13 protein-coding genes, 2 pseudogenes and 1 riboswitch are annotated in these 26,196 nt (G+C 43.4%); of the genes and pseudogenes, 6 read left to right on the top strand and 9 right to left on the bottom strand.

All coding sequences use genetic code 11. The features are described from left to right. Positions 1–20: 20 nt before the first annotated feature. The 4 genes from E0496_RS29070 to E0496_RS29055 all read right to left on the bottom strand — a co-directional run bounded on the left by E0496_RS29070 (position 21) and on the right by E0496_RS29055 (position 10,725). Positions 21–5,762 (bottom strand): S-layer homology domain-containing protein, encoded by a 5,742-nt coding sequence (locus tag E0496_RS29070; protein WP_206669902.1) that lies wholly within the window; start codon positions 5,760–5,762, stop codon positions 21–23. Between the two features lie 204 nt (positions 5,763–5,966). After that, positions 5,967–6,150: riboswitch (cobalamin riboswitch) on the bottom strand. Positions 6,151–6,559: 409 nt separating this feature from the next. Then, entirely contained in the window at positions 6,560–8,452 is a 1,893-nt protein-coding gene (locus E0496_RS29065) for an AraC family transcriptional regulator (protein ID WP_141505326.1), read from the bottom strand. Between the two features lie 229 nt (positions 8,453–8,681). Next, complete coding sequence (locus tag E0496_RS29060) at positions 8,682–9,719, bottom strand: linear amide C-N hydrolase (protein WP_141505324.1); 1,038 nt, start codon at positions 9,717–9,719, stop codon at positions 8,682–8,684. Between the two features lie 115 nt (positions 9,720–9,834). Next, positions 9,835–10,725 (bottom strand): AraC family transcriptional regulator, encoded by an 891-nt coding sequence (locus tag E0496_RS29055; RefSeq protein ID WP_141505322.1) that lies wholly within the window; start codon positions 10,723–10,725, stop codon positions 9,835–9,837. 302 nt (positions 10,726–11,027) lie between these two features. Between E0496_RS29055 and E0496_RS29050 the strand changes: the two genes are divergently transcribed. Continuing rightward, positions 11,028–11,882, top strand: a complete 855-nt coding sequence (locus E0496_RS29050; RefSeq protein ID WP_141505320.1) for a DNA-primase RepB domain-containing protein — start codon at positions 11,028–11,030, stop codon at positions 11,880–11,882. A gap of 198 nt (positions 11,883–12,080) precedes the next feature. On the opposite strand, the gene E0496_RS29045 is transcribed toward E0496_RS29050, so the two are convergent. Continuing rightward, positions 12,081–12,443, bottom strand: coding sequence for a hypothetical protein (locus E0496_RS29045; RefSeq protein ID WP_141505318.1), 363 nt, complete (start codon positions 12,441–12,443; stop codon positions 12,081–12,083). Between the two features lie 556 nt (positions 12,444–12,999). Here E0496_RS29045 and E0496_RS29040 point away from each other — a divergent pair. Then, the gene (locus E0496_RS29040; protein ID WP_161601626.1) at positions 13,000–13,863 is read left to right on the top strand and encodes a GNAT family N-acetyltransferase; all 864 of its coding nucleotides are present in this window, start codon (positions 13,000–13,002) and stop codon (positions 13,861–13,863) included. Positions 13,864–14,061: 198 nt separating this feature from the next. On the opposite strand, the gene E0496_RS29035 is transcribed toward E0496_RS29040, so the two are convergent. From E0496_RS29035 to E0496_RS29025, 3 genes are all read right to left on the bottom strand, one after another. After that, positions 14,062–14,232, bottom strand: coding sequence for a hypothetical protein (locus E0496_RS29035; protein WP_241675031.1), 171 nt, complete (start codon positions 14,230–14,232; stop codon positions 14,062–14,064). Between the two features lie 191 nt (positions 14,233–14,423). Then, positions 14,424–14,591: a type 2 periplasmic-binding domain-containing protein gene (locus tag E0496_RS29030; protein ID WP_241675030.1), complete on the bottom strand. Its 168-nt coding sequence runs from the start codon at positions 14,589–14,591 to the stop codon at positions 14,424–14,426. Between the two features lie 297 nt (positions 14,592–14,888). After that, positions 14,889–15,788 carry a LysR family transcriptional regulator gene (locus E0496_RS29025; RefSeq protein ID WP_141505314.1) on the bottom strand — a complete coding sequence of 300 codons (900 nt, stop codon included), beginning with the start codon at positions 15,786–15,788 and terminating at the stop codon, positions 14,889–14,891. Positions 15,789–15,920: 132 nt separating this feature from the next. Between E0496_RS29025 and E0496_RS29020 the strand changes: the two genes are divergently transcribed. From E0496_RS29020 to E0496_RS29005, 4 genes and pseudogenes are all read left to right on the top strand, one after another. Beyond that, the gene (locus tag E0496_RS29020) at positions 15,921–16,931 is read left to right on the top strand and encodes an alpha/beta fold hydrolase (RefSeq protein ID WP_141505312.1); all 1,011 of its coding nucleotides are present in this window, start codon (positions 15,921–15,923) and stop codon (positions 16,929–16,931) included. Between the two features lie 75 nt (positions 16,932–17,006). Beyond that, positions 17,007–17,233 (top strand): annotated as a pseudogene (locus E0496_RS29015) (MerR family transcriptional regulator); the annotation flags it as partial. 42 nt (positions 17,234–17,275) lie between these two features. Beyond that, positions 17,276–18,457 (top strand): MFS transporter, encoded by a 1,182-nt coding sequence (locus E0496_RS29010; protein ID WP_141505311.1) that lies wholly within the window; start codon positions 17,276–17,278, stop codon positions 18,455–18,457. A 640-nt stretch (positions 18,458–19,097) separates the two neighbouring features. Beyond that, positions 19,098–20,350: pseudogene (locus tag E0496_RS29005) on the top strand (IS110 family RNA-guided transposase). A gap of 825 nt (positions 20,351–21,175) precedes the next feature. Here the strand turns inward: E0496_RS29005 and E0496_RS29000 are convergent. Next, the gene (locus E0496_RS29000) at positions 21,176–26,125 is read right to left on the bottom strand and encodes an InlB B-repeat-containing protein (protein WP_141505310.1); all 4,950 of its coding nucleotides are present in this window, start codon (positions 26,123–26,125) and stop codon (positions 21,176–21,178) included. Positions 26,126–26,196: the final 71 nt, after the last annotated feature.

Raw genomic sequence — 26,196 nt, 5'->3', positions numbered from 1 at the left:
TTTTGTGCAAATATCTAAAATCATTTATTTGCTAGATACGCTCTCATTGCAACAACGACAGCCATTTCTCTAGTTGCTGTACCTTTTGGATTAAATTGATCTGCATAACCCTCCATAATTTTTAACGATGAAAGGTCAGCAACATGCCCCTGCGCCCATGACGCAATTTGGTCGCGGTCTTGATAGGAAACGTTTGATTTAAGCGGCTCCCGTTTCATTGCTCTTGCAATCATTACCGCCATTTCTTCTCTTGTAATGGTTTCATTTGGAAGGAACTGATCCCCGTACCCTTTCACAATTCCTGCAGCATATGCGGTATTGATGTAAGAATAGAACCAGTCCGTTGTCCGAACATCACGGAAAAGACCCGCTGCCTCGCCGTTTGCTTGAACGTTAAAGACTTCCACGATCAACTTGGCAAATTCAGCCCTAGTGATTTTATTTTTCCGATTCAGCTTTCCATTATTTCCTTGAACAAACCCTTTTTTTGTTGCTTCCAAAATAAGATCTTTAGCCCAAGAAGAAATATTTGCGTTATCTGTATAGAAGTCTGCCAAAGTCTTTTCTTCTTTGTTAGGTTCATCTGTTCCTTCAATGTCTTCGTCTATAACCAAAGGAAATTTGATAAAATCCTCGCCCATATTGGTCGTATAGCGCCATTGGACACTATCACCCTGTTTTAGCTTATATAGACTTGCTCCATAATTAGGGTATGTTCCATTCACGTTATACATCCAACCGCTGAGCTCGCCGTGATCAAACTCTCCATCGCCTGCAATGGATTCGATGTAGATACTATTAAATTCTTGTGAGAATGAGTTTTTATACGCAATACCGCGTTTATCCAGCTCTCTTTTCAAAACCTCCCAGACCGATTCGCCCGGCGTGAATTCAACTGTAGTTGGCGACAACACAAAACCCTTTTTAATCGTTAACTTATCAATAGATAATTGAATCGTTCCTTTTTCAGGGTTTGGCCCAACACCGCCGCCATCGCCCGGTGGAGTGCCACCGCCATTATCGACCTTTTCTTTGAGCGAATAGATGACGAAGTCGGTAAAGTGATTCGTTTTAACAATAAGGTCATTTCCAGCTTCATACGCATACTCGTGCTTGCCGCTTGCTAATCCTTCTTGATCGGTAGCAAACTTTTGAATAGAGGCAAGCTGGTTATTTTGTATAAAAGCGGCCTCTTTGCCCTTCATGTCCTTAAAGGTAAAAGCAACAAATCCATTCTTAAAGTGAATTGATCCGTTTCCGCCGATCGTGAAAAATTCGTGAACGTCATCTAATTGCTGCTTCGAATCAATCAGGCCGATCAAGCCTGCCTTGAGCGTCTCGTCCTTTTTATTGTTAGACGTGATTAGTTCAAGCGTTTGATTCGAACCGTCATCCATAACAATCCCTTGCGGGAAGTCGACAGTGATGCCGCCTCTCCAAATCGACAGATTCGGCAGAGCTGCATTTGCAGGCAAATTAATGAATGTTTTCGATTGCGCACGATCAGGCAGTTCAATAGATACCTGCTTGCCCTGATCCGCTTCCTCCACACGTATCGTGTAATCTTTGCCATCGTTTGGTATGACGATAGATTGCCCGCTGTCGGGAAGTTGAACCGTATCGCCCGGCTCCGTTTTCTCAATCACAACATCTGTCATATCATACAGATTAGTTTCTTCATTTAGGAAACGGGCATACGCGACTAGGGCATAAAGGCCTTGGTCCGTTGCCATTCCGTCTACACTGCCGCCTTTTGGATGAACAAACCCGCCTGTCGGCGCCGCATAGGTCAACAAATTGTCGACTGCTGAATGGCGGTTTTTGTTGAACCTCACATCCGTATGAGGATCAATACCCAAGCTGGTTAATGCGACAATTACTTGGGCGACGCTTTGGACGTTTTCGGCGCCTCCGCTCAAATAACCGCCAACTTCGTTTTGAACAGAAGAAAGCCATAGCAGTGCACGATCTACGACACCTTTAACCTCTTCCTTCTTATCGTAATAAGGGGCTAAAGCTTGAAGCGCCATGGCCGTCATATCCGGATCGGCAGCTCCTTTTAAGGACCACCCGCCACCGTCCACTTCTTTGTCCACAATATAATTGATCAGCTTATCGCGCGTCGTCGGGTTCGCAACCCCATTTTGAACAGGGATATCATATTGATGGCTGTCAAGTGCAATCAGCGCAAAGATTGGCCCGTTAATCCCTTGTTTGGTGACGTAAGCAAAGTCCGCTAATGCTGCGCCAATATCATACCCCGCTACATTAGAGATGTCTTTGCCAATTGCCGTAAGACCTAAGATAAGCCTCGAATGCTCGGTGCCTTTATTGGGATCCAGCTTCCCTTTAGGCATTTGCTTTCTGACTTCACTCACTACATTGCTGTAGTAGGTTGCAAAATAGTCTTCGGGAACATCATAATTCGCGCGTGCAAGAGAAAGAACACTCCAATCCCCGGCAAGCGTATTGAATGTAGGGTTGTTTACGGTTTCAACTAAATAAGACAAATGCTTATTTAACTGTTCGTTTATGTCTTCTACAGGTTCTTTTTTCAATCCTGGTTGCTTGGCATCATTAAACGCATTGTGCGCTTGTTCTAGCGCCAACACCTTGGCATCGACTTTATTTTGGCTGGCGTTTTCGTCAGCAATTAAAGCTTGGGCTGATTCAATAAGCTGAATAGACTGACTATATACTTCTTCTGTCACCCAATATTCGCTTGAATAAACATCCACTCCGTCTGTGCTCACGGAGACTGATTTTACTTGTTCCTTAGCATCATCCACGGCAAGCTGCAGAAAAGTCTTATCTGCTTCTTTAACAATTACAATCTTGGGAAAGATACTATAGTATCCCTCTCTAGTCAACGCCGTGAAATTAGGGTTAGCCCCTACTAACGGATTAATATTACGATGATCCCCAATAGGACTGCCGAAAAAGCCTAACTTAAGATGTCCGTCTTTTAGAATATAACCGCCTTCCAAATCCTGCGGCACCTTGAACTCCACACTATTGCCTTGCGTCGTAATGTTGTATTGTTTAGCTGCATTGGTAATTAGTGTCCGATTTGATCCTGCAAAAAAGTTTAGCTGTGCATTGAAATTATAAATACCCGCTAGCTTGTTAGCTGGGAACGATAGCCCTTGGAATACAACCTTGACTTGATCTCCCGGGCCAACTTCTTCTGACGGATGAGTTACATTTTCGATAGTCACGCTCAGCGGCCTTGCGGTCATGACCTGGTATTCGGCCTTTCCAGCTCGTTCCACCTTAACTATATTGCGGCCTTCCGTCAGCAGTACACTGAACGATCCGTCAGAATGTTTTGTTACGTTTTCTGCGGAGAAAGTACCGTCTCCATAAGATACAGTTCCAGCTGCATGATTAATATCAGGTCGAAGAATACTGACTTCACTGTCTGCAGAAGGGTTAAACGTATAGGTAGCTCCGGGCTCTGTATCCACGAAGTACACGCTATCGATATCCGCATCGAACGCGCCGTTTTGAAGATTCATGACTTGATTGCCCATCTTGCCCTCATTGGCCTTTTGGTTGCGTGCCTTATTGCTTTCGATACCCGTTACAATACCAGTATCGCCTTGACCTACCGTGACAACAAACAAGCCGACATTTTCCGGCCAAATTGCGCTAAAAGCATCGTTTGCAGCTGTAATATATGCAGATCCATTTACCTTAAGAGCATCATAAGTTACCTTAACAATCGCCGTTCCGTTCGCTTTCGCGCGGATCGTTGAATAGCTGCCCGGCTCGCCTTCTGCAATAGCAATGACATCGTCGCCGGAAATAATTTCATAATGAAAATCAGGTTCAAAGAAGTAATTGCTGATACCTTCAATTAAGGCCTGCCAGCTCCGTAACGTTAACAATTTGTATTCAGAGCCCGGCGCTGCCAGCTTTAAGTGATTTTGTTCATTGATATTGAGATAAATATTCCCTTCCAGATAAGTTCCCCGGTTTAAAATCGAATTAGGCGAAAGAACATTTAATTGTTGTTCCGTAATCTCTATTGCTGCATTCGCTTCATTCGCTCTAAACGTTCCTGTGTTCGTCAGCTTGCCAGTTTGGCTAACCCGATAGTTATATTCCTGGCTATTCATCAATTTGTAGCTAGATACTCGCTTACCGTCTTGAATTTTCGTTTCCAGAGGTTGAATTTTTTCAAACGAAACAAAATGTTTGATTTTTCGACCTACGAACAATGATGCTTCCTCAGGCACCGTAAAAGTAATGATTCGCGATAAAGGAATGGCTCCAGTAATCGCTTGTGCTTGAGCTGCTAACGTGACCGTAACACTGTTGCTAAGTGCAATATATTCTTCACCTTCACGCGCTTTGCTTGGCTCAAAAGAGTAAAAATACGTATTGCCCGCAAGTACGAGGACTGGATATTGACCCGCAGCCGTCATCGTTCCCAAAGTTAGAGACGTGTCGCTTGGACTGTCCTGACCGATCCTTACCGTATAATCTACATCCGCGTTCCATCCCGCATTGGTTGCTTTAAGGTTCAATTGACGGAATCCAAAGGATTGGTCAGGCTCCGTCGTTACCTTTAACTTGCCTCCTCCAATACTGTTCCCGCTAGCGTCAATCCCCTTGTAGCTATAGGCGCCAGCAGGCAAAGAAGCTTTATATATTTTATAAGTGCCCTCTTCACCCTCGCCGATATTCACGAGCTGATCTTTGGCATTATAGATCTCTAATTTAGTTGTTTTAGGTGCTACCGTAAACGTAACATTAAATTCAGGCTGAATAACTTCTTCCCATAAACCTGGTTTTTTCGCTTCATTGAAGGCCGTTTGAGCTTGATCGAGTGCTAATGCCTTTGCATCCACTTCTTCTTGATTCGCATTCAAATCAGTGACTAACTGCTGGGCTGATACAATCACTTTGACCAATGCGTCAAGCTCTGCTTCGACAACCCAATAGTCGGTGATGCTTACATCCGAACCGTCTTTACTAATCTTCACGGATGCTTTGTTTAATTCTGCATCTTTTATGGACGCTTCCAATTTAGCCGTATTCAGCTCATGGCCTTCATCCAAGGCTTCAACCAAATCCTCCAGCACATCATCAACGATAGTCTGGCTGCTTTCCATATCCGTGAGCGCATCATAAGCATTATCGTATGCGAATCGAACGGCATCATCGGCAAGAATTTCTAGTTTATCAACACGGCTGTTAATCTCTGCTACTTTTTCAGTTAATGCGTCCTTGTTGGCAGGATTAATAAGTAAACCACTACTTCCTAAGTCATCCCCTAACCCGTAGACCGTGAATTGCCAACGAATAACATCGCCATTTTTAATATAGGTTGCCGAAGATCCCACATTCGGAAATTTATTATTGACCGCGTACATCCATCCCGATTGGTTAGAGTAATCAAATTCGCCTAACCAATCCGCGTTCGTCCGATCACCAATCTCCCCTTTTCCTCCGATGGCTTGCAAAATATAAGAGGGAATATCGACTTCTCCGGCGCCCGGATCATGTATAGCGGCTAAATAGAAACCATCAGCTACACTACCGCTATACCTGTAGTGATTTTCTCCCAACAGCTCTGAAATAACGGCTGCCACATTGTCTCCTTCGTGGAAAGGAACACGAACCGGCTCAATAATATAGCCTTGTCCTAATGTGAATTTCTCAACAGATACCGTCGCATACCCCTTTATACCCTTAGCATCTGAAACATCCCCCGCTGCCATCGCAGCTATTGGGCTGAACAATGAAAAAATCATTAGTAATGCTAAGCTTAATGCCAAACATTTTTCGCTTGTTTTTCGCAACAAATTGATCCATCTCCTTTATTCTTATCTATTTTGGCAAAACAAAAAAACACCTCTCACTAGTCATTGTGAAAGGTGTTTGACAAACGGACATAAGGACACAGCAATGCCCAAATAAATGCACAGTTAAACATCTCTCCTTTCATCCTCGTGAAGTCGCAGAAAAAGCAAATGGCATGTATCCTGGCTTTGCTTCATCGTATGGCTAACTCCTTCCCGTATAGAATACAGTGGAAACACGTTAGCATACTCAGCATTACAGTGGCGGGACCGCGTCAGATTTGCACTGATCTTCCATTTTAAGCTGTGTTCACACAGCACCATTTACCTAAGTATTATGAAGTTATAGTGTCATACTACCGATTTAAGACTAAACTTCCGAAACGGGAAGAAACAAACCTATCAAAAAACGGCATATGTATACCAATCTTCCCCTCCTAATCAATCCCATACTTGCTCGATTCTACCACCGTCATTATGTAATTACGCAGCACAAACGGGGCGCTCATTGAAGAATAACCCATTTAAGAACGGAGCGCAATCGTTAGTTATTGTGAAGAAGTGAACGAAATGTTATGGATGACCGGTCAGCGAATCCATTAATACATAGTTTTATGACCGAAAAAGAAAACCCCGACCTAACGAAGGTCTGGGGTTTCCTTACTACTATAAATAATCCTGCCAACCGCTCCATTTAAACCATATCGTATGCGACTTTCATCGAATTAGAGTCAAATAAGCGTTTATTACTAATCGCTTTCAACCAACATATTAACGATAATATCCAACTGCTTTTCTACAGAAATCGGGTCACTGGGAAGAAATTGATCGAAATCAACTTTGTAGACTCTTCCTGCTTTTCCTGCTGGAGAATGCTGAATAAGCTTTTCCACTTCCTTCAGCTTTTCCTCTGACCCTTTATTCACAGCTAGGAATAAGCGATCCCCTATAAAATCAGGGATTACTTCTGTAGATATCTCCCATGTTTCTCCATTAATAACGTCAGTCTCTACTTTTTCTGTGGGCTTCAAACCCAGATATTTGTAGATAATATTGCCTCCCATGTTGGTATCACCATAAACATAAAGCGCATCGGGACGAACATTCAAAATCGAGAAGGTTTCATCGGCCCCAATGAACGGGCTAATCTTCTCCCTGTAATCGGCTATTTTTGTTGCAAACGCCTCATTCCACCGCTTCGCTTCCTCTTCCTTGCCAAGAATATCGCCAAACATTTCAACATCCTTGATTGGATCATTGTATTGCTCCACAATAATGGTTGGTGCGATTTTGCTTAGCGCTTCGTACCCGCCTTCAACTACCTCGGCAAATGGTCCTGTTGTAATAATGAGGTCAGGCTCCAGTGACAGAATCTTCTCCGCATCAGGCGGAACCCCAACATCTGCAATATCAGAAACATCGCTTAGCAGCGGGTTTTTCAGAATAAAGCTAGTTGCACCTACCGGCTTCACGCAAAGCGTCAGCAGTTCTCCCAAATGAAAAAGGGTAACTACACGCTGAGGCTTCACAGGAATTTCCGTTTGACCTTTCAAATGCTCGTAAATACGCGTTTCCGCAGCTGTGTTTGCCGCAGTGGTCTCTGTTGGAGCAGGCGAGGATACCGGTGCCCCTGTCTTGTTGCTTGCCTGGCATGCGCTCAGAAGCAAAGCTGTGCATAAAAGCATTATTGCTCCGAACGTTGGTCTTGAAAATCTGAACATCGATGTGTCCCCTTCCCCATTGTACTGATAATAACTCTCATTCTCATTATGGGAAACAAGCTTTGGAGATACAATAGACGATTTTAACAGTCCTAATGGATTATACTGAACAGTCGGCCGATTGTCCTCCCGGAACTGAAGCGGAGAGGAGCCTATATGCTTCTTGAACAAACGACTGAAATAATAGACATCCGCATAGCCTACACTGCTCGCTATTTCCTGAATACGCGCCTCCGATTTCAGCAGGAGCTGTTTTGACTTGTGGATGCGCACATGAATGAGGTATTCAATCGGGCCTACCCCTATCTGGTTTTTGAACAAGCGAGACAAATAGCTCGCGCTGCAGTTGTAAAATCCGGCTAATTCCTCGGCTGTAATCGACTTCCTGTAATGCTCATGTATATAGTGAATGGCTTCAGTTACCACGTTCCGTCTACTGTTTTCCGTTGCTGACGTTCGCATTTGTCGCATGACCTCATACACAAACGGAAGGAAGGCAGACTGTGCCTGCAGCTTGTCTAGCGGGGTTGTTTGATTCCACTGGCGATCCATCGCTTGGCACTTTTCCTGCAAAGGCAGCATTGCATAAGGAGTGAATGAATACGACATTTGAAAGCTCTCCCGATCCTCTGGCGAAACGCATTCGGCTTTATACAGAATCAAATAGAAAGCGAAGTCGTTTCCCATCGGCATAAAGGATAGTTCCACTCCCGCTCCTCCGTGCAAAATGTGAAATGAACGAGTTTGATGGGCCGTTCCCGACAGGCTCACTCTCGCCTCTCCATGGGTAGTAACTACAAAAAAGCTCGCCTGCGCCACATAGCGATCTGGTACCGTTCCACTCTCCACGCGATATTGTCGAATATCCAGCAATCTTACGGCATTTCGGCTCCACCGTTCGATGTGGGCTTCCCAATCCATGCTTACTCCTCCTCTCGCTATGCCAGCAATCTCCACTTCGAATAAGTATCTTTTTACAACGACGGTTTGTCAAGATGACGATTCCGCAATACAAGCTCGAGGAAATGCAAATACCACAACCTCATTAGGTTGTGGATTTTCATGGTGGAGGCGAAGCGTGGCTTAGCAAATCCACAATTCTTCACTCTCTCCCTTTATTCCTTTTGATACTGCCATTCTTTATTCACTCTTACTTAAATGTATCGGGATATTTCGCTAGTTCTAACTGATCTTCTATCGGAAAAATATCGGTAATTGGTTTATAACTTAATCGGATAATTCGTTCATTATCTTGGGCGGTATAGGGTTTGAAATCAGACTCTATTCCACCTCTTAGTTGATTATCCAGTTGCAAGGATAATACGGGCTCAACTTTAGAAAAGTTAAAGTTCTTTAGTTCAATTGAGCGTATGGCCTTATTGCGATAATCTCGATATTGAATCGTTAAGTTCTTCATATCAAATACGATACTCCAATACGTAAAGGTAGGCGGAATCTTGTGCCCAACCCATCTCCAGATGCTTCCGAGAGAGGGCTTTACCGATACTTCTCCTAATACAACAAATACCTCCTCGATCGGAATTCGCGAAGATGCATACCGTAGACTCTTATTCTCAACTATGCGATAGGCAAGTGTGAAACGATCCAGAGAATTCACTCGCTTCGACAGCTTAAATAGAGAGCTTTCTTTGAATTGATCTGCATATTGTAGTGACTTATCGAAGCTGGTGTTAGTTACTGCAAAATACGGCGCATCCTTGATCACCTGCGGCTTTCCAGCAACAAATTCAATGATCGCGGTTTGTCCTGAAGCATCTGAAACCATATAGTGCAGCTCATACATCGATTTTTCTAATCGTATGTTATCTAGATTATGGACTACTTCTTGTACCGAAGCATACTGGTCTAACTGATATTGAATCCATTGCAGCTCATTTAGTGCAGGTCTGCTATCTTCTTCCGGATATTGCCCGTCCTCATGATACATCATAGCAATAGCCAAGCCTTTTTCGTTCATTCCACTCATCGGTAACTCACGTCCAAACTGCGTGAAGGTAACACTTCCGTATTTAGATGTCCATGTTACTCCTTTTTCGCCTTCTTCTTTAAGAGATTCCTTCAGCAGGTCTCTCTTACTTACTACAATTAAGCCATGGCCATAATAAAAATCATAATTTTGTCCCAGTAAAATGGATTCATTATTTTGAAGCGTAAATGTAGTACACATAAGAAATCCCTCCCATAAAATAAGCTCCCTAGATTTCCAAGCCAACTTCTCGTTAACTTAAAAATAACAGAACGCTCATCTTATCTTTTGATTCTTATTGCTACTTTTATTTGTGTTATCGAATTGAAAAAGAAATCTCCATTTTTGAGTCTTCTTGATACGGGCCCTTAAAATCCGCGCCATACCTTTCAAGCAATAACTCGTTGGTTAGTTCGTACGCCAAATAAGGGATACGATAACTATATAGGAACTGATAGGTATTAATAATTTTTTCTACTTCACCTGCAAATAACCTACCTTCATGGGTATAGGTAACCACCTTCGTGTATGCTATATACTTCGCTGTCATTCCTAACGGCAAGTTAGAGTGATTAGTAACCTCCACAGCAATTAACTCTTTATATTGGACAATCTCTTCTGACTGATCCATATCATAACAAACACGATAAATGGTTTCATTTACCATGTTGGGTATTCGCTCAGCCTCTTGTATAAAATGCTCCATGGCTTCAATCACTGTGAAGCTGTTATTATCGTTGGTTACTCTTTCAATGCCCACCAGCCTTAAATCTTTGATGATCTCAACATTCTCATGTACTACGACTTTTCCGCTAAAGTTTTTTATTTTCAGCTTAAGAGCATCTACATTAATTTTATTCGTCCTGCTTAAACGCCAGTTATCATCATTCATGCTTCGGAACTTGGCCGGGGGATAATGAAATAGCTTTTTGAAATTACGTGTAAATACTTCTTGAGAATTAAAGCCATACTTTACAGCCGTCATTAAGACGTCATCATTGGTTTTGCGAAGATGCTCCGCCGCCTTACTAAGTTTTCTTCTTTTTATGTATTCGTGAACGGTTATACCCACAATCGCTTTAAATAATCGGTAAAAGTGAAACTTGGAAATATGGGATTTACTCACCGCTTCATCCATATCGATATCCTCGCCCAGATGATCTTCAATATAATCAACGAATCTCTGAGTCGCTTGAAAGTAATCCAACAATAACACCTCTTCCCGTCGTGATTCACAGTAATTATATGGGATTATGCTAGTCGTGTAACTACTCCACGCATCGGAATCTCATTAAGGGTACATTGGTCATCCATTAGGAATATGCTTACCACTCACTAAAGAGTCGAGGAAAAGCGAATATCCACAGAGCTCATGCCCTGACTATTTCAACAGCATATCTAATATCGAAAAATGGGTACTGCCACTTACACTTGTATCCTCTTGCCAGAATATGATTGTTTAGAAAAGAACTGAGATTGTAACGCATGCTTTAAAGGAGATGTGGTTCAATGGCACAACGTTTAAGCTCAAAGAGATATACAAAAAATTTGCGAAGGTTCTCCACCCACGCACGCCAATTTATTAAAAAACTAGGCTGCAAGCCGAACGAACAACTTCATTTTATTTTAGTCCATGACCCTAAAAACAAAAACAAGAAATTCAGTTCTTCTTCTATTCACCCAGCGATGACACTCCATAAACCTCTCAATCTACTTGAAAAACGCACCCCTCAGTTCACTCTCTTCTCCAAAAGGAATAAGCTCATACATCTTCTCACTCAAAATAAAAAAGGTTATGCCGTATTTATGGAGATCAATTACCGAGAAACAAGGACTAGTGATTTCAAAAAAATCAGAGCGCAGTTCATCGATGTAGATTTAAACAAAATTTCGATGCATTTAGACACAAAAGAACAAGTCAAACAGATGATTGAATCCATTCAATCCGACCCTGCAGAACAACTTCAATCGATTACCGTTAAAAAAACTAAACAAGGTAAATACTATCTTTTAGCTCTGCGAAAAAAACAGAGAGTAACGAAATTAAAGAATGCGTTTCTAAAGAAATTCAAAACTCAAATCAAGGATACAATGATTATCGAAACTAAAAACGGATATCACATCTATTGGGCCCTTCAAGGCGGCTCCGTAAGCAAATTCGTTCCTATTCAAAAAGCTCTAGCCAAAAAATTCAGCTCTGATCCCATGATAACCAATCTATCGAGAGTAATGCGCATACCAGGCTTTTATCATATGAAAAATCCTGGAAGCCCCTTTATGGTGAGGGTTAAACAATTGGGCAGGAAAAAACCTTTTTCTCAAGAGGAAATTATTCACTCCCTGGCATTAGAACCAATTCAATAAGTTATATAAAACAAAGGTTAGAACAGTTAACGGCATATTTAAGATAACAAAAACCCCGACCTCTTTCGGTCGGGGGGCAATCACAGTTTTGATGTCACCTGAATGGTTGCGCATTTTGCATCCAAGACTAAAAGAGCCAGCCACCAATTAGCAGCCATTTTGATTTCATCCTCTCCTAACTTGAATTCCTATTCCATTTTACAGTGAAAAATCGGTAACACCTTTTTTATAGGCATATTTCAGAGTATATGCTTCTTCTTTTCCATAAGGCATTGTAGCAATTTTTATACGAGTATAATCAAGCCTGCTATCTCTTAAAACTTTTTTCACTAAGGCTATACTTCGTTCTTCTTCCGTAATGACACAAAATATATTAAGTGCATATTTTTTCGGATCCGAAACGCATTTCCCCATATCAAAGCCATCAACATTGCCTAAGCTGGCATCTGCTAGAGATATCTCCAAGTATTCCGTTACTTTATCCCTCAGCCAGTGGTCCCGTTGGCTGCCTTTTTCACTTTTCAGAGGATACTGTACCACTAACCAAAACTTTCCGCTCATTCTGATTCACCAACTCTTTACAGGTAATTGTACACAATTTTTTTAATCGAAGAGGCATTACCCGTCAACTTCAGCATTTACGGCAACGATAAAGTTCCACAAAGCCAGGTTCAATGCAATCTATTCATACGATGTCAACATTCATGTCTGCAGCGCTGCCAGTGAGAATTAATTCCGATTGCTAATCACTATCAATAAATGGGTTGTAAATAGAGGGATATATTGATATATTACTGATTATATGTAATTGAAAGGGTGACCAAAGCCAATGATAAACTAATTCTATCTTTTATGAAAATTCGTTCAATCGATTTTCTTGGATAGGATTAGTGTGGGCTTTTTTATAGTAGCAAGGAGAGTATGGCTTTTTTTTTTTGCTAAAGCTATATGTCTCTTTGTTTACGCGCACATGCCTCCTATCCGAGATACCGGAAGGTGGCTTTTTGTGTTTAAAGGCCACGAACAACATTAGTTTTACTATAGGACGGCTCATTCATTGAGTGCAAGAAAAAAATGGATGAGTTATAGTATTTATTTTCAGAATAGGAGCAGGTTTATGTCAAAATACAAAATAGAGCAGGCCGAAAAAGACTTGTTTGCAGTATATCAGGTACTATATTCAGATGCTGATATCGAAATGTGGTACGACTGGAATTCCCGACTAGATGATACTAAATTTACTGATCAATGTTTTTGGATTATATACGATAATAACAGAGTTGGCGGAGCAATTATTAACGATGGGACGGTTATGTATCCATTTTTAATATCACCATTTGTAGATAGAACTGTTTTTTGGAAAGCGCTATTTAGTTGTTGCAAGGATATTATAAACATAAGAGGCATTTTAACAGAAGACGTCAGTATTTTACTTACTTTCGGCTATCGTTTGGATGTTATCCGGCAGATCATGTGCTGTCCGACTGATCCCGGCATGACTTCGGTGTTGCCGAGTGGTTACTCTCTTCATACTTTAAATGATTCTGTTGATAGTAAAACCCTTGCCAGTACTATTATGCAAGGATATATCGGAGGAATTGACTATGAAATTCATGGTACTCCGGATGAAGTTGATGTTAAAGAGGATGCTAGACGTCTGATGCAAATTTATTCCCCCAATAATTTGTCCATTTATATATTTGATGAAAACGAGCAAAAGATTGCAGGGCTTTGTATTGCTGGTATTAGCGAAAGCATCCCTTTGGGATTTGCCGAAATAGGTGAAATATGTGTTTTGCCTAATTACAGGAATAAACGGCTTGGCGAATTTATGCTAAAGCAGGTAAGGGCAAATGCTCATAAATATACACCCGTCGTTAAGCTTTGCGTTACAGTTGGCAATTATGCAGAGAAACTTTATAGAACTGTAGGTTTTCACTCCGGGCCTAGATTTGCAAATATGAGTAAAAGAATGAGTTGAGCGCATGCCTTCTCCTTGGCTTTAAGACCTTTACCCACCATAGTTTACTGATGCAAACTGCCCAATAGCTCAACGAGGCTGCCATTCCATATTAGCAGCCTCGTTCTGTTGACTGTATGGCCCTCAATTTAAATTTCTCCAATCGCTCTATCCTACTGCCTATCATCATACTGTCCTATTTATTTTGTCCCAGAACATTTACTTTAACAGCCAGTTCACGGCATCTAATGAATTCTCAGCTATATAGTCTGGGGTAGCCTCCAGCCATTCTCCAAAAAATTGATTACTTCGATATTTAGCCAAATCTTTTTCACCCGAACCCGTTTTCACTAAAACTTTAATACATCCTGCTCTTTTAGCTGCAATCATATCGGTCCATCGAGCATAGCAAAGACCCCATCCTTACGCGGATGGGGTCTTACATGTGGTGAAGGCGAGTCATGGCGTGATCCACAATTCGCCGGAGTGTGATGTTGAGGTTGTTTGGTGATGCATCCCACCACACACTCGACTCTATTGTTGCGAGTTAACTATCTTTGCTTTACATCAATTAATTGTAGTCATCTTGACAACGCGCTAGAGTAAATCAATTCATGCCTGTGAACAAACCATACCTGTAAATCCCGATACTCTTCAGGCAAGCGGTGGGAAGCGATTATTCCCGCCTCTTGCGCCTTGGCAATCGACGATCGTGGTAGCATAAATACGCCCATCCCGATCATAAACATCTTCTTTCTTCCTAGCCAATCACCAAAACGAACTCCAGTGATTAAGAATACGGCTTAAGACAAAATATACGCTGCCACGATAAATTAAATTTGCGTTGAAGTGGTCTCTAAACTTACTTGAATTGTGGGAATCGCAACATTAACGATAAAAATATCCAAAATAACCATGAACGTACCTACTAATAAAATGAATAACGCCCACCGTCCGGCTTGATTCTTATGAAACCGGATAAGCATTTTCTGTACATCATCATGGCTGCGGTTCTCGTGATTCTTTTTACACGGCGCACCACTTTTTTATAGGGTGCTATTTTTCAAAAATGTATCTCGGGTCAAGTTCAAAAAGGCTTCGATCGCAGGCGAGATCCACTTCTCTTCATGCCAAAACATTTGGGTTGAAAATGATGTGGCGGTCAAATCCCACGGCAACGGAACCAGTTCTCCCCGATTCACTTCTGCTGTCACGGCCATTTCAGGCAACATGGCGATGCCCATTCCTATTTTTGCACATTGTTTAATCGCCTCAGCGCTGTTAAACTCCAATTCGGTAATTCCTCCCATGCCCTTCTGTGACAGACTTCGCTCAAAAAACGTGCGATAGGAGCATCCTTTCTCCGTCAACAAAAAGGTCTGGCCATTAAAATCTTCAATAGCCAACGCTGTACGTGCAGTCAAAGGATGATCGGGCGCTACCAGTACATAAAAGGGCTCATCCAGCACTTTTACTCCGCAAAATCCTGTCTCGCCCTTGTCTTCATCCAGCATAAAAATAATGTCCGCGCCCCCTTCCCGCAAGCTCTGTTTGAGGTTCGGACTAGCCAGCGGTCGAAACATCAGCCTAATCCCCGGATAGCGCAAGCGGAACCGGCGTAGTACAGCCGGCAGCCGGTACGTGCACAACGTTTCATCTGCACTTATGACCACCGTACCCGTCAACTCGCCGGATTGCTTGACTGCATGCTTTGCTTCTTCAAGCTCACTCAATATGTTGTCTACATAGCGCAGAAAACTTCTCCCCGCATCGGTCAGGATCACTTTTTTACCCAATCTGTCCACCAGCTTAACACCCAGTTCTCCCTCCAAAGCCTTCATCTGCATCGTAACCGTTGAGGGAACATAGTTTTGAACTTCTGCAGCGCGGCTAAAGTTAAGTGTAGAAGCAAGCGTAGAAAAGGTCTTTAGTTGGCGCAGTTCCATGGTACATCCCACCTTTAGTTCAAAAAAAATGAACATTGTGTTCATAAACGTTTCTTTGACTTAACAATAGCATCATCGTAGAGTGATGACAAGAATGGTATTCCATCTTTAGTTATGAAAAGGAGATTTTATATGAGAGATTATGAAATTTATGAACTGGGGGATGTTCTGCTGCAATCCGGTGACACCCTGCCACATACCGTTCTCGCCTATAAAACTTACGGAACACTAAATGCAGCAAAAAATAATGTGATTGTGTACCCTACCTGGTTTGCAGGTCTGCATACCGATAATGAATGGTTAATTGGGCCTAGTAAGGCACTGGATCCGGAAAAGTATTTTATCATCATCCCAAATATGCTGGGTAATGGATTATCCTCCTCGCCAAGCAATACGCCCCCGCCTTATCATCAAGCTAATTTTCCGCAGATTTCGATTTATGATAATGTGCGGCTGCAGCATCAACTGATTACCCAAAAGTTTGGCATTACGAAAATCGCTCTCGTAGTAGGCTGGTCACTCGGAGCCGTGCAGACCTTTCAGTGGGGAGCAAGCTATCCCGATATGGTCGAGCGAATTGCTCCATTCGGAGGGACTGCCAAGACCCGGCCACATGCAAAGGTTGTATTTGAAGGAATGATCGCTGCCCTTAAGGCTGATGCTGCCTGGAAGAGTGGCTTTTACACGCAGCAGCCCACAGCGGGATTGGCAGCCATGGGTCGAGTCTATGCAGCTTGGGGATTCTCTCAGGCTTATTATCTAGAGCAGCTCTATCAGCAAGAGGGCTACCACACACTGGAGGAATATCTCGTGGATTACTGGGATAAAGTGTTTTTGACCTTTGATGCCAATGACCTGATCACCATGTTGCATACCGGAATCACCGGCGACAGTAGCACAGATCCAGCGTATGACGGCGATTTTGAACTTGCATTAAGCAAGATTACAGCACGGGCGCTGGTTATGCCGGGAAGCACGGACCTTTTCTTTCCTCCCCAGGATAGCAAATATGAGGCACAACATATGCCTGGTGCGTTCTTCCTCCCGATTGAATCGAAATGGGGACATTGCGCAGGCATCGGACAGCATGAACCTGATTCCCTATTTATAGATAAAAACCTGAAAATGTTCTTGCTTGAATGATAACTTCGCACGCTTGTCTTTCCCCTGCACGGGAAACTGTATACTTCCATTATGTTATAGATTAGAGGTGATATTTTGTTTAAAATCAGTGGGTTTTCGAGGCTAAGCAAGGTCTCCTTAAAAACATTGCGCTATTATGACCAGATTGGCATATTAAGGCCGAGAAAGGTGGATCACGACACCGGCTACCGTTACTATTCAGCAGACCAGCTTCTTCAGCTCAACCGGATCTTTATCTAAAAGAATTGGGCTTCACATTGCCACAAATTATACAACAAGATGCACAATTAATGGAGATACAAATTCCGATTATAAATAGATAACTGGAGGAGGAGTGGATTGAATTGAAAAACAAACTGATCATCTATGTCCTGGCACTTGCTGTTTTTCTGATCGGAACCATTGAATACATTATTACAGGAGTCATTGAAATGATCGCCGTGGACTTGAGAGTATCTATTTCCGAAGCTGGGCTATTGGTGACTGTATTTGCTCTCGCAGCGGCCATTATCGCTCCGATTCTGATCGCTCTAACGATAAATATGGATCGCAAGAAGCTACTCATGGCTACTCTCAGTGTGTTTATTGCCAGCAACGGACTAATGTTGATAAACCTTTCTTACGAAACCGTACTATGGGTACGAATTATTCAAGGGGCTAGTGGAGGAATGGCTACCGTAGTAGCTATGGCAGTAGCGACACGACTCGTTGAAAAAGAAAAAAGGGGCACTGCCATCGGTACTATTTTGATGGGGCTCAGCAGTTCACTCGTGCTGGGTGTTCCAATTGGTACATTCTTTAGTGAGATGTTTGGATGGAGAGTTTTGTTTATAGGGATCGGCTTATTAAGTGTTCTCCCATTGATTATCATCTATAACAAGGTTCCTTCAATCAAAGAAGAAGTAGTAGTTACCCTCAGGATACAACTCTCCATTTTAAAAGACACAAAAATTCTGACTGCCTTGGTTATTACTTTATTTTATATTGGCGGCTACTCTACACTATTCACTTATATTACACCTTTCTTGCAAGCCACATCCTCTCTTTCCATAACCGAAATTAGCGGTATTCTATTCCTGGCCGGAATTTGCAGCTTCGTCGGATCAAAAGTGGGCGGACAATTGGCAGATGCAAAGGGATCGAAATTCACAATTTGTCTCGGACTCCTGTTGCAAGGAGCAACTCTCCTTTTATTCGCTCTAGCCGGTGTCAACCTCTTTGTATTGATTTTGATTTTTATGATCTTTATGTTAGCCACTTGGAGTATATCCCCTGCTCAGCAGCTATATCTAGTTACTCTGGTACCTAGAAATCCGGACATTGCCTTAAGCTTAAATACTTCCTTCATCCAATTTGGTTTTGCATTGGGATCTGGACTAGGCGGTCTTGTCATCAGCCATACATCAGTCTTGTATTTAAATTGGCTGGGTCTTGCTGCTGTATGCATCGCTTTACTTCTTGCGACCTTGCTATTCAAAAAAATGAGCTGTGGGGCTGAACCCCCTATTGTTACTAAAGAAAAATGAGATGGACTGAACCAGGGGCGATACGAAATAATACTCATGTCTCCTTCCTTTATATTGATGTGCTCGACTAGAAATCGGCATATCAACAATAGGGGAAGAACATAAGATTTCGCGTGACTATACAACCTTGTGAACGACATAGGCCATTAGCGCTGCACATAGCTGATTAAAAACGGCGTTCTTCGTTGTACCGAACAAGATAGGTAGTACATTAGTGAAAATGCCACTACTACTCATAAGGAGTAGTGGCATTTTTTATGGAACTCAAAATTGCTTTTGAAGTATAAGTTTCCGCACTTTTTAGGAAGCATAAGCTTGCCACATGGCAAACTTATGGGTAAAGTAACAGACAACCTCATTCGGTTGTGGATTTACATGATGGAGGCGAGGGAGATCGTCCCCCTTTATATACAGAATTTTTTCTAAGTACATTCTCAATATAAAAAACTTTTTCTTAAAGACTAAAAAACGCTTACGTGCTGGAAATATTGGATTGCTACATAGTTCGCTGAACTGTCGTTCTCCGTTAGGATTCCTGTAGAGCGTTAATTTTGCGCTTTGCATTAAAACGAGCGACTCCGGTACGATGGGGTAGTCACGGGTCATAGCCCTTTAGCCATCTTAAGGAGGTCGCTCTATCTTGAATTTTAAAGCTCAAACTAAACAAAATCAACTGCTCGAACGCATTTCAACCCAGCACCTTGTCGTCGGCATCGACATCGCCCAGCAGTCCCATGTTGCTCGCGCTGTCAACTTCCGTGGAATCTCGCTCGGCACTCCGCTTCACTTCTCGAACAACGATATAGGCTTTAACCAGCTGCTGCAGTGGATGAAAGATTTGCAGGAAACACACAGACTAAACAATGCCATCATCGGTATGGAACCCACTGGCCACTACTGGCTCAAAGACCGAAGCCTCGAAGTCGTGCTATTAAACCCTCATCTCGTCAAAAAGAACAAGGAAAACCGAGATAATACTCCCTCCAAAAGCGACATCAAGGATGCCTTGGTTATCGCCGACATGGTGAAAAAAGGCTACTACTCGGTCATTAAAGATACCATTGATGTGTTCGTAGAACTGCGAGTGCTCATGGCGAATCGAGAGACCATCGTCCATCGTCTCGTCAGCGTCAAGAACCAGATCCACCGTTGGGTCGACATTGTGTTCCCGAGCTGAGGCAGGTATATAAGCACCTCATTGGCTCCGGGTCGCTCGCCACACTGCGTCTCTTTCCAACGCCTGCCGATCTTCGAAAGTTAACCGTTCGCCAGGTAATCAACGGCTGGAAAACAGTCATGAAACGGCATAGTGGTGAACGAAGAGCTGGTGAGCTACTGGCGCTAGCAGCTCGCTCCGTCGGCGCCAAGCATGCAGAGAAAGCCTACAAGCTTCACCTACAACAGCTGCTGGCTGAATATGATCTGGCTATGGATCAGTTGCAGGTCATCGAGGATGAAGTCGCGGCTACATTGGTCCGGATCCCGCTTGCCGAGCCGTTGATGGCCATTAAGGGTATGAGCATCCTGTCAGTCGCCGGGATTCTGGGTGAAGCTGGCGACCTCAGCGGCTATACACATGGCAATGCGTTGTTGCGGCATGCCGGTCTCAACCTAGCTGAAGCAAGTTCAGGTAAGTGGAAGGGCCAAATGTCCATCAGCAAACGTGGCCGACCAAGACTTCGACATGCCCTGTTCATGGCAACCATGGCCCTCATTATGAACGATGAAACGTTTAAACGACAGCACGATATGAATGTAAAGACGAAAAGCATGAAGCCAATGCGCTCAGTGATGAAGCTTTGCGGCAAGTTGGCTCGCATTCTGGTTGCCATAGCTCGCAGCGGTGAAGCTTACGAACCGAATCGAGCTCTGCCTATGAAACAGGTTGCTTAATCGCTTCACGCTCCGCACAAAAACGGGCTTATTCGCAGGATTTCAAGATTGCACGGAGTACCGGATTGCATTAAACAAAAGGGCATAGACCCGTACCGTTAGGATTACCGGCCTCCACCCTCTAGATAGGCGTAACGAAGGAATGAAAGGGCATAGACCCGTCGAGAAATGGGAGTGAAAGCCTCCGGAGGTGCGTGGAGCAGCGTGCAGCAGAGCAGTAAAAAAGGAGCGAAAATTCGCCCCTTCTGTTCCCGCATGCGCTTCGGCTACCGATTTGACGGTAGATCCCCTCTTCTATCCGGATAGCGATTTTTCTATTGGGAGAGATCCTGCGAAATAGTGAGCATTCGTGACAAAACTACATTTTACCGAGGGAGCTCAACAAAAATTTGCCTTAACAAAAATAAAAAATGCAAAAACCCGACCTCACGAGGTCGGGTTTTTCATGGTGGGTATGGAGGCAAGGGGATTTGAACAAGCGTACCCTATCTCCTTACCCTTATTGGCATGTCCGCATTTTCCCCGCTGGGTCACGCTTTGTCAGGGGTTCATTTCCTATTTTCGTCCCTCGGCATTTTAGCACTTGTTGCCCAAGTTTATCGCTTTGGTCTACGGTTGTCTACAAGGAACGGACAAGATTTTGTCCTGAGTCCACCAAACATAGTGGTGTTTAATCTGTCACACTTACAAAAAATGCGAGTTCCGTTTGAGGAACCCGCATCCGCATCTAAGTCGATAACACATTACTCATGAGACTCAACTTTTCTTTTAAAAAGGGTTTTTTAGTGGTCTCCGAAATTCGAATGACCCTTTTACAGGTTCGTATTAGCTCAATGCTTCCAACAAATTCAAGATCATAACAATTGCTTCCGCTCTTGTTGCTGTCATCTGCGGCGCAAATCTGTTTTGTCCCAGCCCGTTAACGATGCCTGCTTCTTTAGCAGCTTGCACTGAGGCTTTTGCCCATACTGGAATGTCTTGATCATCAGCAAAGCTGGTTGTCGTGGCTGTTGCTTCTTTGCCAGATGCGCGAGCAATCATTACGGTTAACTCTGCCCGCGAAATGCTGGCGCTTGGACGGAAACTTCCATCCGCATATCCAACTGTAATTCCTGCCGCTACTGTATGAGCAATCGCCGTTTTCGCCCAGGCGGCGATTTCAGCTTCATCAGTAAATGCAAGCGCAGTTCCCTCCACTTTCAATTGCAGCGCACCTGCCAGCATCGTAGCAAATTCAGCGCGTGTAATTTGTGCATGAGGTCTAAATGTACCATCTGTATAGCCTAACACGATGCCACGTTGAACAGCATCTTTAATGCTAGCTTCTGCCCAATGCCCGGCAATGTCCGTAAAATTAGGTTGGTTATCAGGAATATCTGTCACATTGTCTACTACCAATACAGCAAATTTCGTAAAATGATCCACATCTACACTGATCATATTTCCTGTAACTTCTCCTCCAACCCTGATCCATTGCTTGCTCTCTTCATTAAAATAGAACACTTCTGGATGCTGATTGGCTTTCACTTGAGATTGATCGAACTTAAATGTTAGGGTTATCGGATTTCGGAAATTGTCAGTAAAGTTTTTCAACAATTCATATACGGAGCTGGCGAACACTTCACCGTTAACATTTAAGCCTTCCAACTGAGTTACAACCTCAACCGTCAGCTTCAAGCTTTGCGCCGTTGCGCCTGCCGGAATTTTAACCTGTACCTCTTCACCATATTTCGTATTACCCGGGGCTCCTGCAGCAATTTCCAGCTTACCGTTAGTCGTCGTTACGGGATTTGGTGTTGAATTGCCACCCGTTGGAGGATTGCTGTTGCCGCCTGTTGATGGATTGCCGCCGCCGTCTGTTGGCGGAGCGGACGGAGTTACAGCAGCCGAAGACTCGGAAGCTGCGCTATTACCTTGCGCATTGACAGCAATAACCGTAAAGCGATATGCCTTACCATTCGTCAAGCCTGTCACAACAACAGAGGTATCCGTCGTTTTCAATGTCGTATCATCAGGTAAAATCGTTACAATATACTCCACAATTTCACTGCCGCCGTTATGAGCAGGACTTGTAAAGCTCAACGTTACTTGTTCATTTCCTGCAACTGCTTGAACGTTGGCAGGTGCCGCTGGCACTCCTTTTGGTGTAGCATGAACCTGAACAGAATCTATACCGCCTCCATCGTTAACCGCAGCAACGGTATAATAATAAGTCGTTCCGTTTGTTAAACTAACCGCTTGATAACTGACTGTATCAGCATCAAGTTCTGCAACCCGCTCACCTTTTGCACCCGCAACAGTGCTTTGATATACAACATAGCCAGTTACATCTTCCACCGCAGTCCACTGCAAATCAATACCTGCATCACTGGCTGAAATCGCTGTAATAGACGGCGCGCCCGGCGGTGTAACAACCCACATCGCATATAACGTCAGATCTCCCGTAATCGGTGTTGTCGCAGCAAATGCTTGCTTCAACTCTTCATCCGTATACCAGCCAATAAATGTATGCTTATCTTTAGTAGTTGCAAGCTGTTGCGCATCAAGCAATTTGTTATACGCGATCTCTTGCGTAGCTACCTCAGTACCATCATTGGTTTCAAATGATACTGTATAGATGTTAATCGTCCATTTCGCATACAGGGTTACATCGCTCGTAATCGCTTTATCTGTATCCGCTGCTTTCGTCAACTCTGCATTTACATACCAGCCTGTAAACGTATGTCCTGCTCGATCTGTTTTAGCCAATTGCTTATCAATGAACGCATTGTAAACAATCGCTTGTGGTTCTACAGCGGAACCGCCATTTACTACGAAGTTTACTTTGTACGTGTTAATCGTCCACTTCGCGTACAGCGTCATATCCTTCGTAATCGGTGTCGTCATATTGAACACTTGCGTCAACTCTTGATCTATATACCAGCCTGCAAAGGTATGTCCTGGTTGATTAACCACCAATCCATTATTAATGGGTTGATTGTAAGCAATCGTTTGTGCCTGAACAACTGAGCCGCCATTCACTACGAAATCTACTTTGTACGTGTTAATCGTCCATTTCGCGTACAGGGTTACATCGCTCGTAATCGCTTCATCTGTATCCGCTGCTTCCGTCAACTCTGCATTTACATACCAGCCTGTAAAAGCATGTCCTGCTCGATCTGTTTTCGTCAATTGCTTATCAATGAACGCATTGTAAACAATCACTTGTGGTTCTACAGCCGAGCCGCCATTTACTACGAAGTTTACTTTGTACGTGTTAATCGTCCACTTCGCGTACAGCGTTACGTTATTTTTAATCGGCGCATTTGCATCAAACGCCTGCGTTAGCTCTTTATCTGTATACCAGCCTGCAAACGTGTGGCCTGCTTTCGTTGTTGTTTCTATCGTACCTAATACGCCATCATGAGCTACCCCTTTAGAAGCTACAGCAGTCCCATCATTTGATTCAAATGATACAGTATAGGTGTTAAGAGCCCACTTTGCATACAACGTCAGCCCACTCGTTACTGGGGTTTCCGTCTCAAACGGTTCTGTTAGCTCTTCATCCACGTACCAATTTAAGAATGTATAACCCGTTCTCGTCGTCGTTGCCAATGCCGCATGGATAGGTTGACCGTGGGCGATCGTTTGTGGTTGAACAGTTGAACCATCATTTACTACAAAGCTTACCGCATATTTATTAATTTCCCACTTCGCATGCAGCGTTAAATTGCTTGTAATCGGCACTTCTGCATCAAACGCCTGCGTTAGCTCTTTATCTGTATACCAGCCTGCAAACGTATGGCCTACTTTCGTTGTTGCTTCAATCTTGCCTAGAAGCGTATTGTAGACTAGCGTGCTCGCTCCAATTGGACTGCCTTGATTCGTGTTGAAACTAACGACTACGTTTTGTGACCACTTTGCACGCAGCGTCAGATCAGCTGTAATCTTCTTGCTGGCATCGAATACTTGCGTTAGCGCTTCATCTGTGTACCAACCATCGAACCAATAGCCAGTACGCGTTGGATCGCTAATGGCGGGCAGCAGCATATCATTACGAATCGTCACTGGCTGAATTGCTGTACCACCATCCGTATTGAAACTCACCGTATGCAGCTTAACGAAATTAGCTGTTCGTGTCCTGTCGAAGAGAGCGGTATCCTCGCGATCTCGGGAAACAACTCCATCATCCCAACCAGTAAACTCATAGCCTTGATTAGCAACAGCCGTTATTTTAGCACCCTTCGTGTTATATGGAACCTGGAGCGTAAAGCTCGCCTCTCCACTTTGTTCGCCTTTTGTGAGCGTTCCGTTACTGCCCGCGCGGTAGATTAACTGATATTGATTCACGACCCACTTCGCGTATAGCTGCTTACTGGCCGTTAGCTCTATGCTCGTACCTGCAGTATAGTCCGTTCCGTTGCCATCCGCTTGATCGTTCCAGACACCAAATGTATGGAAGTTCTTGAACATATTTCCTGTATTTCCTGCAATTGTAGCTTTTGCTCCTACCTTGACCCCATTAGTCGCTGGAGCCGATCCTCCACTTGCGCCACTACCGTCGTAAGAAAGCGTAACTCCCGGTTCAATAGCAAATACTTTACTTAAATTCATGAAATAGCCGACACCAGATGGTGTCACCGTGTATAGCTTCGTTTGCCCATTGCTATTTCCAATTTTTTGTTCATTGGCAACACCGCCATGTGCAACAGTGCCGGAACTAACACCAGTATTAACAGCAATACCTGCCCATACTGTTCTGCTGTTGTTCTTATCGATTTTAGTGATTATTCTATTTGTACCTTCGCTTACATAAATATTGTCATTGGCGTCAATGCCTATCCCCGTCGGTTGCCAAATATGATGACCGCCAAGATTGGCATTCCCTTTACCATCTGAGCTGGCAAACACTTCGCTGGTATAGCGTCCTGGAAAGGCTTCCGATTTTACGAATTTCCAAATGACAGATTGCCAAGGTTGATTTTGCGGCCCCGGCGCAACAGCATATACTTGTCCTTTCAAATCTACCGCTATGCCGCCCCCGATCGCTTGCTCTACCTGTCCGATATAATGAAGCTTACCGTCTGCTATTTTAAAAATGACGGAAGCTGTAGAGCCTTGAACGGTAACGTCTTGACGAATAGAAAAGTATAAATCACCAGCTGCATCTGTGGTTATCCCATTAGGTGCAGAAGGCATCTTCAGACCTTCAATTGCAGTCGGAGTAGCTGTCTGCCACTCATATGGAACTGGAACTGACTGACCATTTTGAGTTGTTAAATGTCCCGTTGAACCAAACGCAAACGATGTTAGTTTTGTGTCGGCATCGATCTTCATTATAAATGGTTGATTTAAAAACTGAACATATAAATGGCCTTGACGATCAAGCGTCATTGCAGTTGGCTGGTACACATACGTTTCAGTAGCAAGCTTGCCTGCTTCATAGGCTTGATAAGGCGCTGCTGCTTCATCAATCTTACCTAATCCTGCATAAGTGCTCAGCATGCCGCTGGAATCTACTTTGTAAATACGTCCATCTGCTACGCTTCTAATAAAGTAAATATTGCCTTCGTCATCGGCTACCAGAGAACTAATTGTAGTATTTAACCACATTTTAGTTGCATCAATCGTCCCTTCTGGCGAGACCGTACCGGTGTTACTACTTGTACCATTGCCCAACTTATGAAATGTTAAATTTGTTGTTCCCTCGCTGCTTGCGCCAACTACTCCTACACTAGGCAGAACAAGTTGCACAAGCATAAACATTGCAACAAATACGGCTATGCATTTTTTCATATGTAATCTCCTCTTCTTAGGGCTACTATTATCACCTCATCTACTATATACAATCTATCAATCTATTTTTA

It is taken from the genome of Paenibacillus luteus (genome assembly GCF_006542765.1).
In the GTDB taxonomy this organism is placed as follows: Bacteria; Bacillota; Bacilli; order Paenibacillales; family Paenibacillaceae; genus Pristimantibacillus; species Pristimantibacillus luteus.
This window is presented reverse-complemented; position numbering and strand designations above follow the sequence as displayed.

Coding starts and splice junctions, on each gene's coding strand:
- E0496_RS29070 (WP_206669902.1), bottom strand. CDS start 5,762: ATGATTTTTTCATTGTTCAGCCCAATAGCTGCGATGGCAGCGGGGGAT.
- E0496_RS29065 (WP_141505326.1), bottom strand. CDS start 8,452: ATGGATTGGGAAGCCCACATCGAACGGTGGAGCCGAAATGCCGTAAGA.
- E0496_RS29060 (WP_141505324.1), bottom strand. CDS start 9,719: ATGTGTACTACATTTACGCTTCAAAATAATGAATCCATTTTACTGGGA.
- E0496_RS29050 (WP_141505320.1), top strand. CDS start 11,028: ATGGCACAACGTTTAAGCTCAAAGAGATATACAAAAAATTTGCGAAGG.
- E0496_RS29045 (WP_141505318.1), bottom strand. CDS start 12,443: ATGAGCGGAAAGTTTTGGTTAGTGGTACAGTATCCTCTGAAAAGTGAA.
- E0496_RS29040 (WP_161601626.1), top strand. CDS start 13,000: ATGTCAAAATACAAAATAGAGCAGGCCGAAAAAGACTTGTTTGCAGTA.
- E0496_RS29035 (WP_241675031.1), bottom strand. CDS start 14,232: ATGATTGCAGCTAAAAGAGCAGGATGTATTAAAGTTTTAGTGAAAACG.
- E0496_RS29030 (WP_241675030.1), bottom strand. CDS start 14,591: ATGTTTATGATCGGGATGGGCGTATTTATGCTACCACGATCGTCGATT.
- E0496_RS29025 (WP_141505314.1), bottom strand. CDS start 15,788: ATGGAACTGCGCCAACTAAAGACCTTTTCTACGCTTGCTTCTACACTT.
- E0496_RS29020 (WP_141505312.1), top strand. CDS start 15,921: ATGAGAGATTATGAAATTTATGAACTGGGGGATGTTCTGCTGCAATCC.
- E0496_RS29000 (WP_141505310.1), bottom strand. CDS start 26,125: ATGAAAAAATGCATAGCCGTATTTGTTGCAATGTTTATGCTTGTGCAA.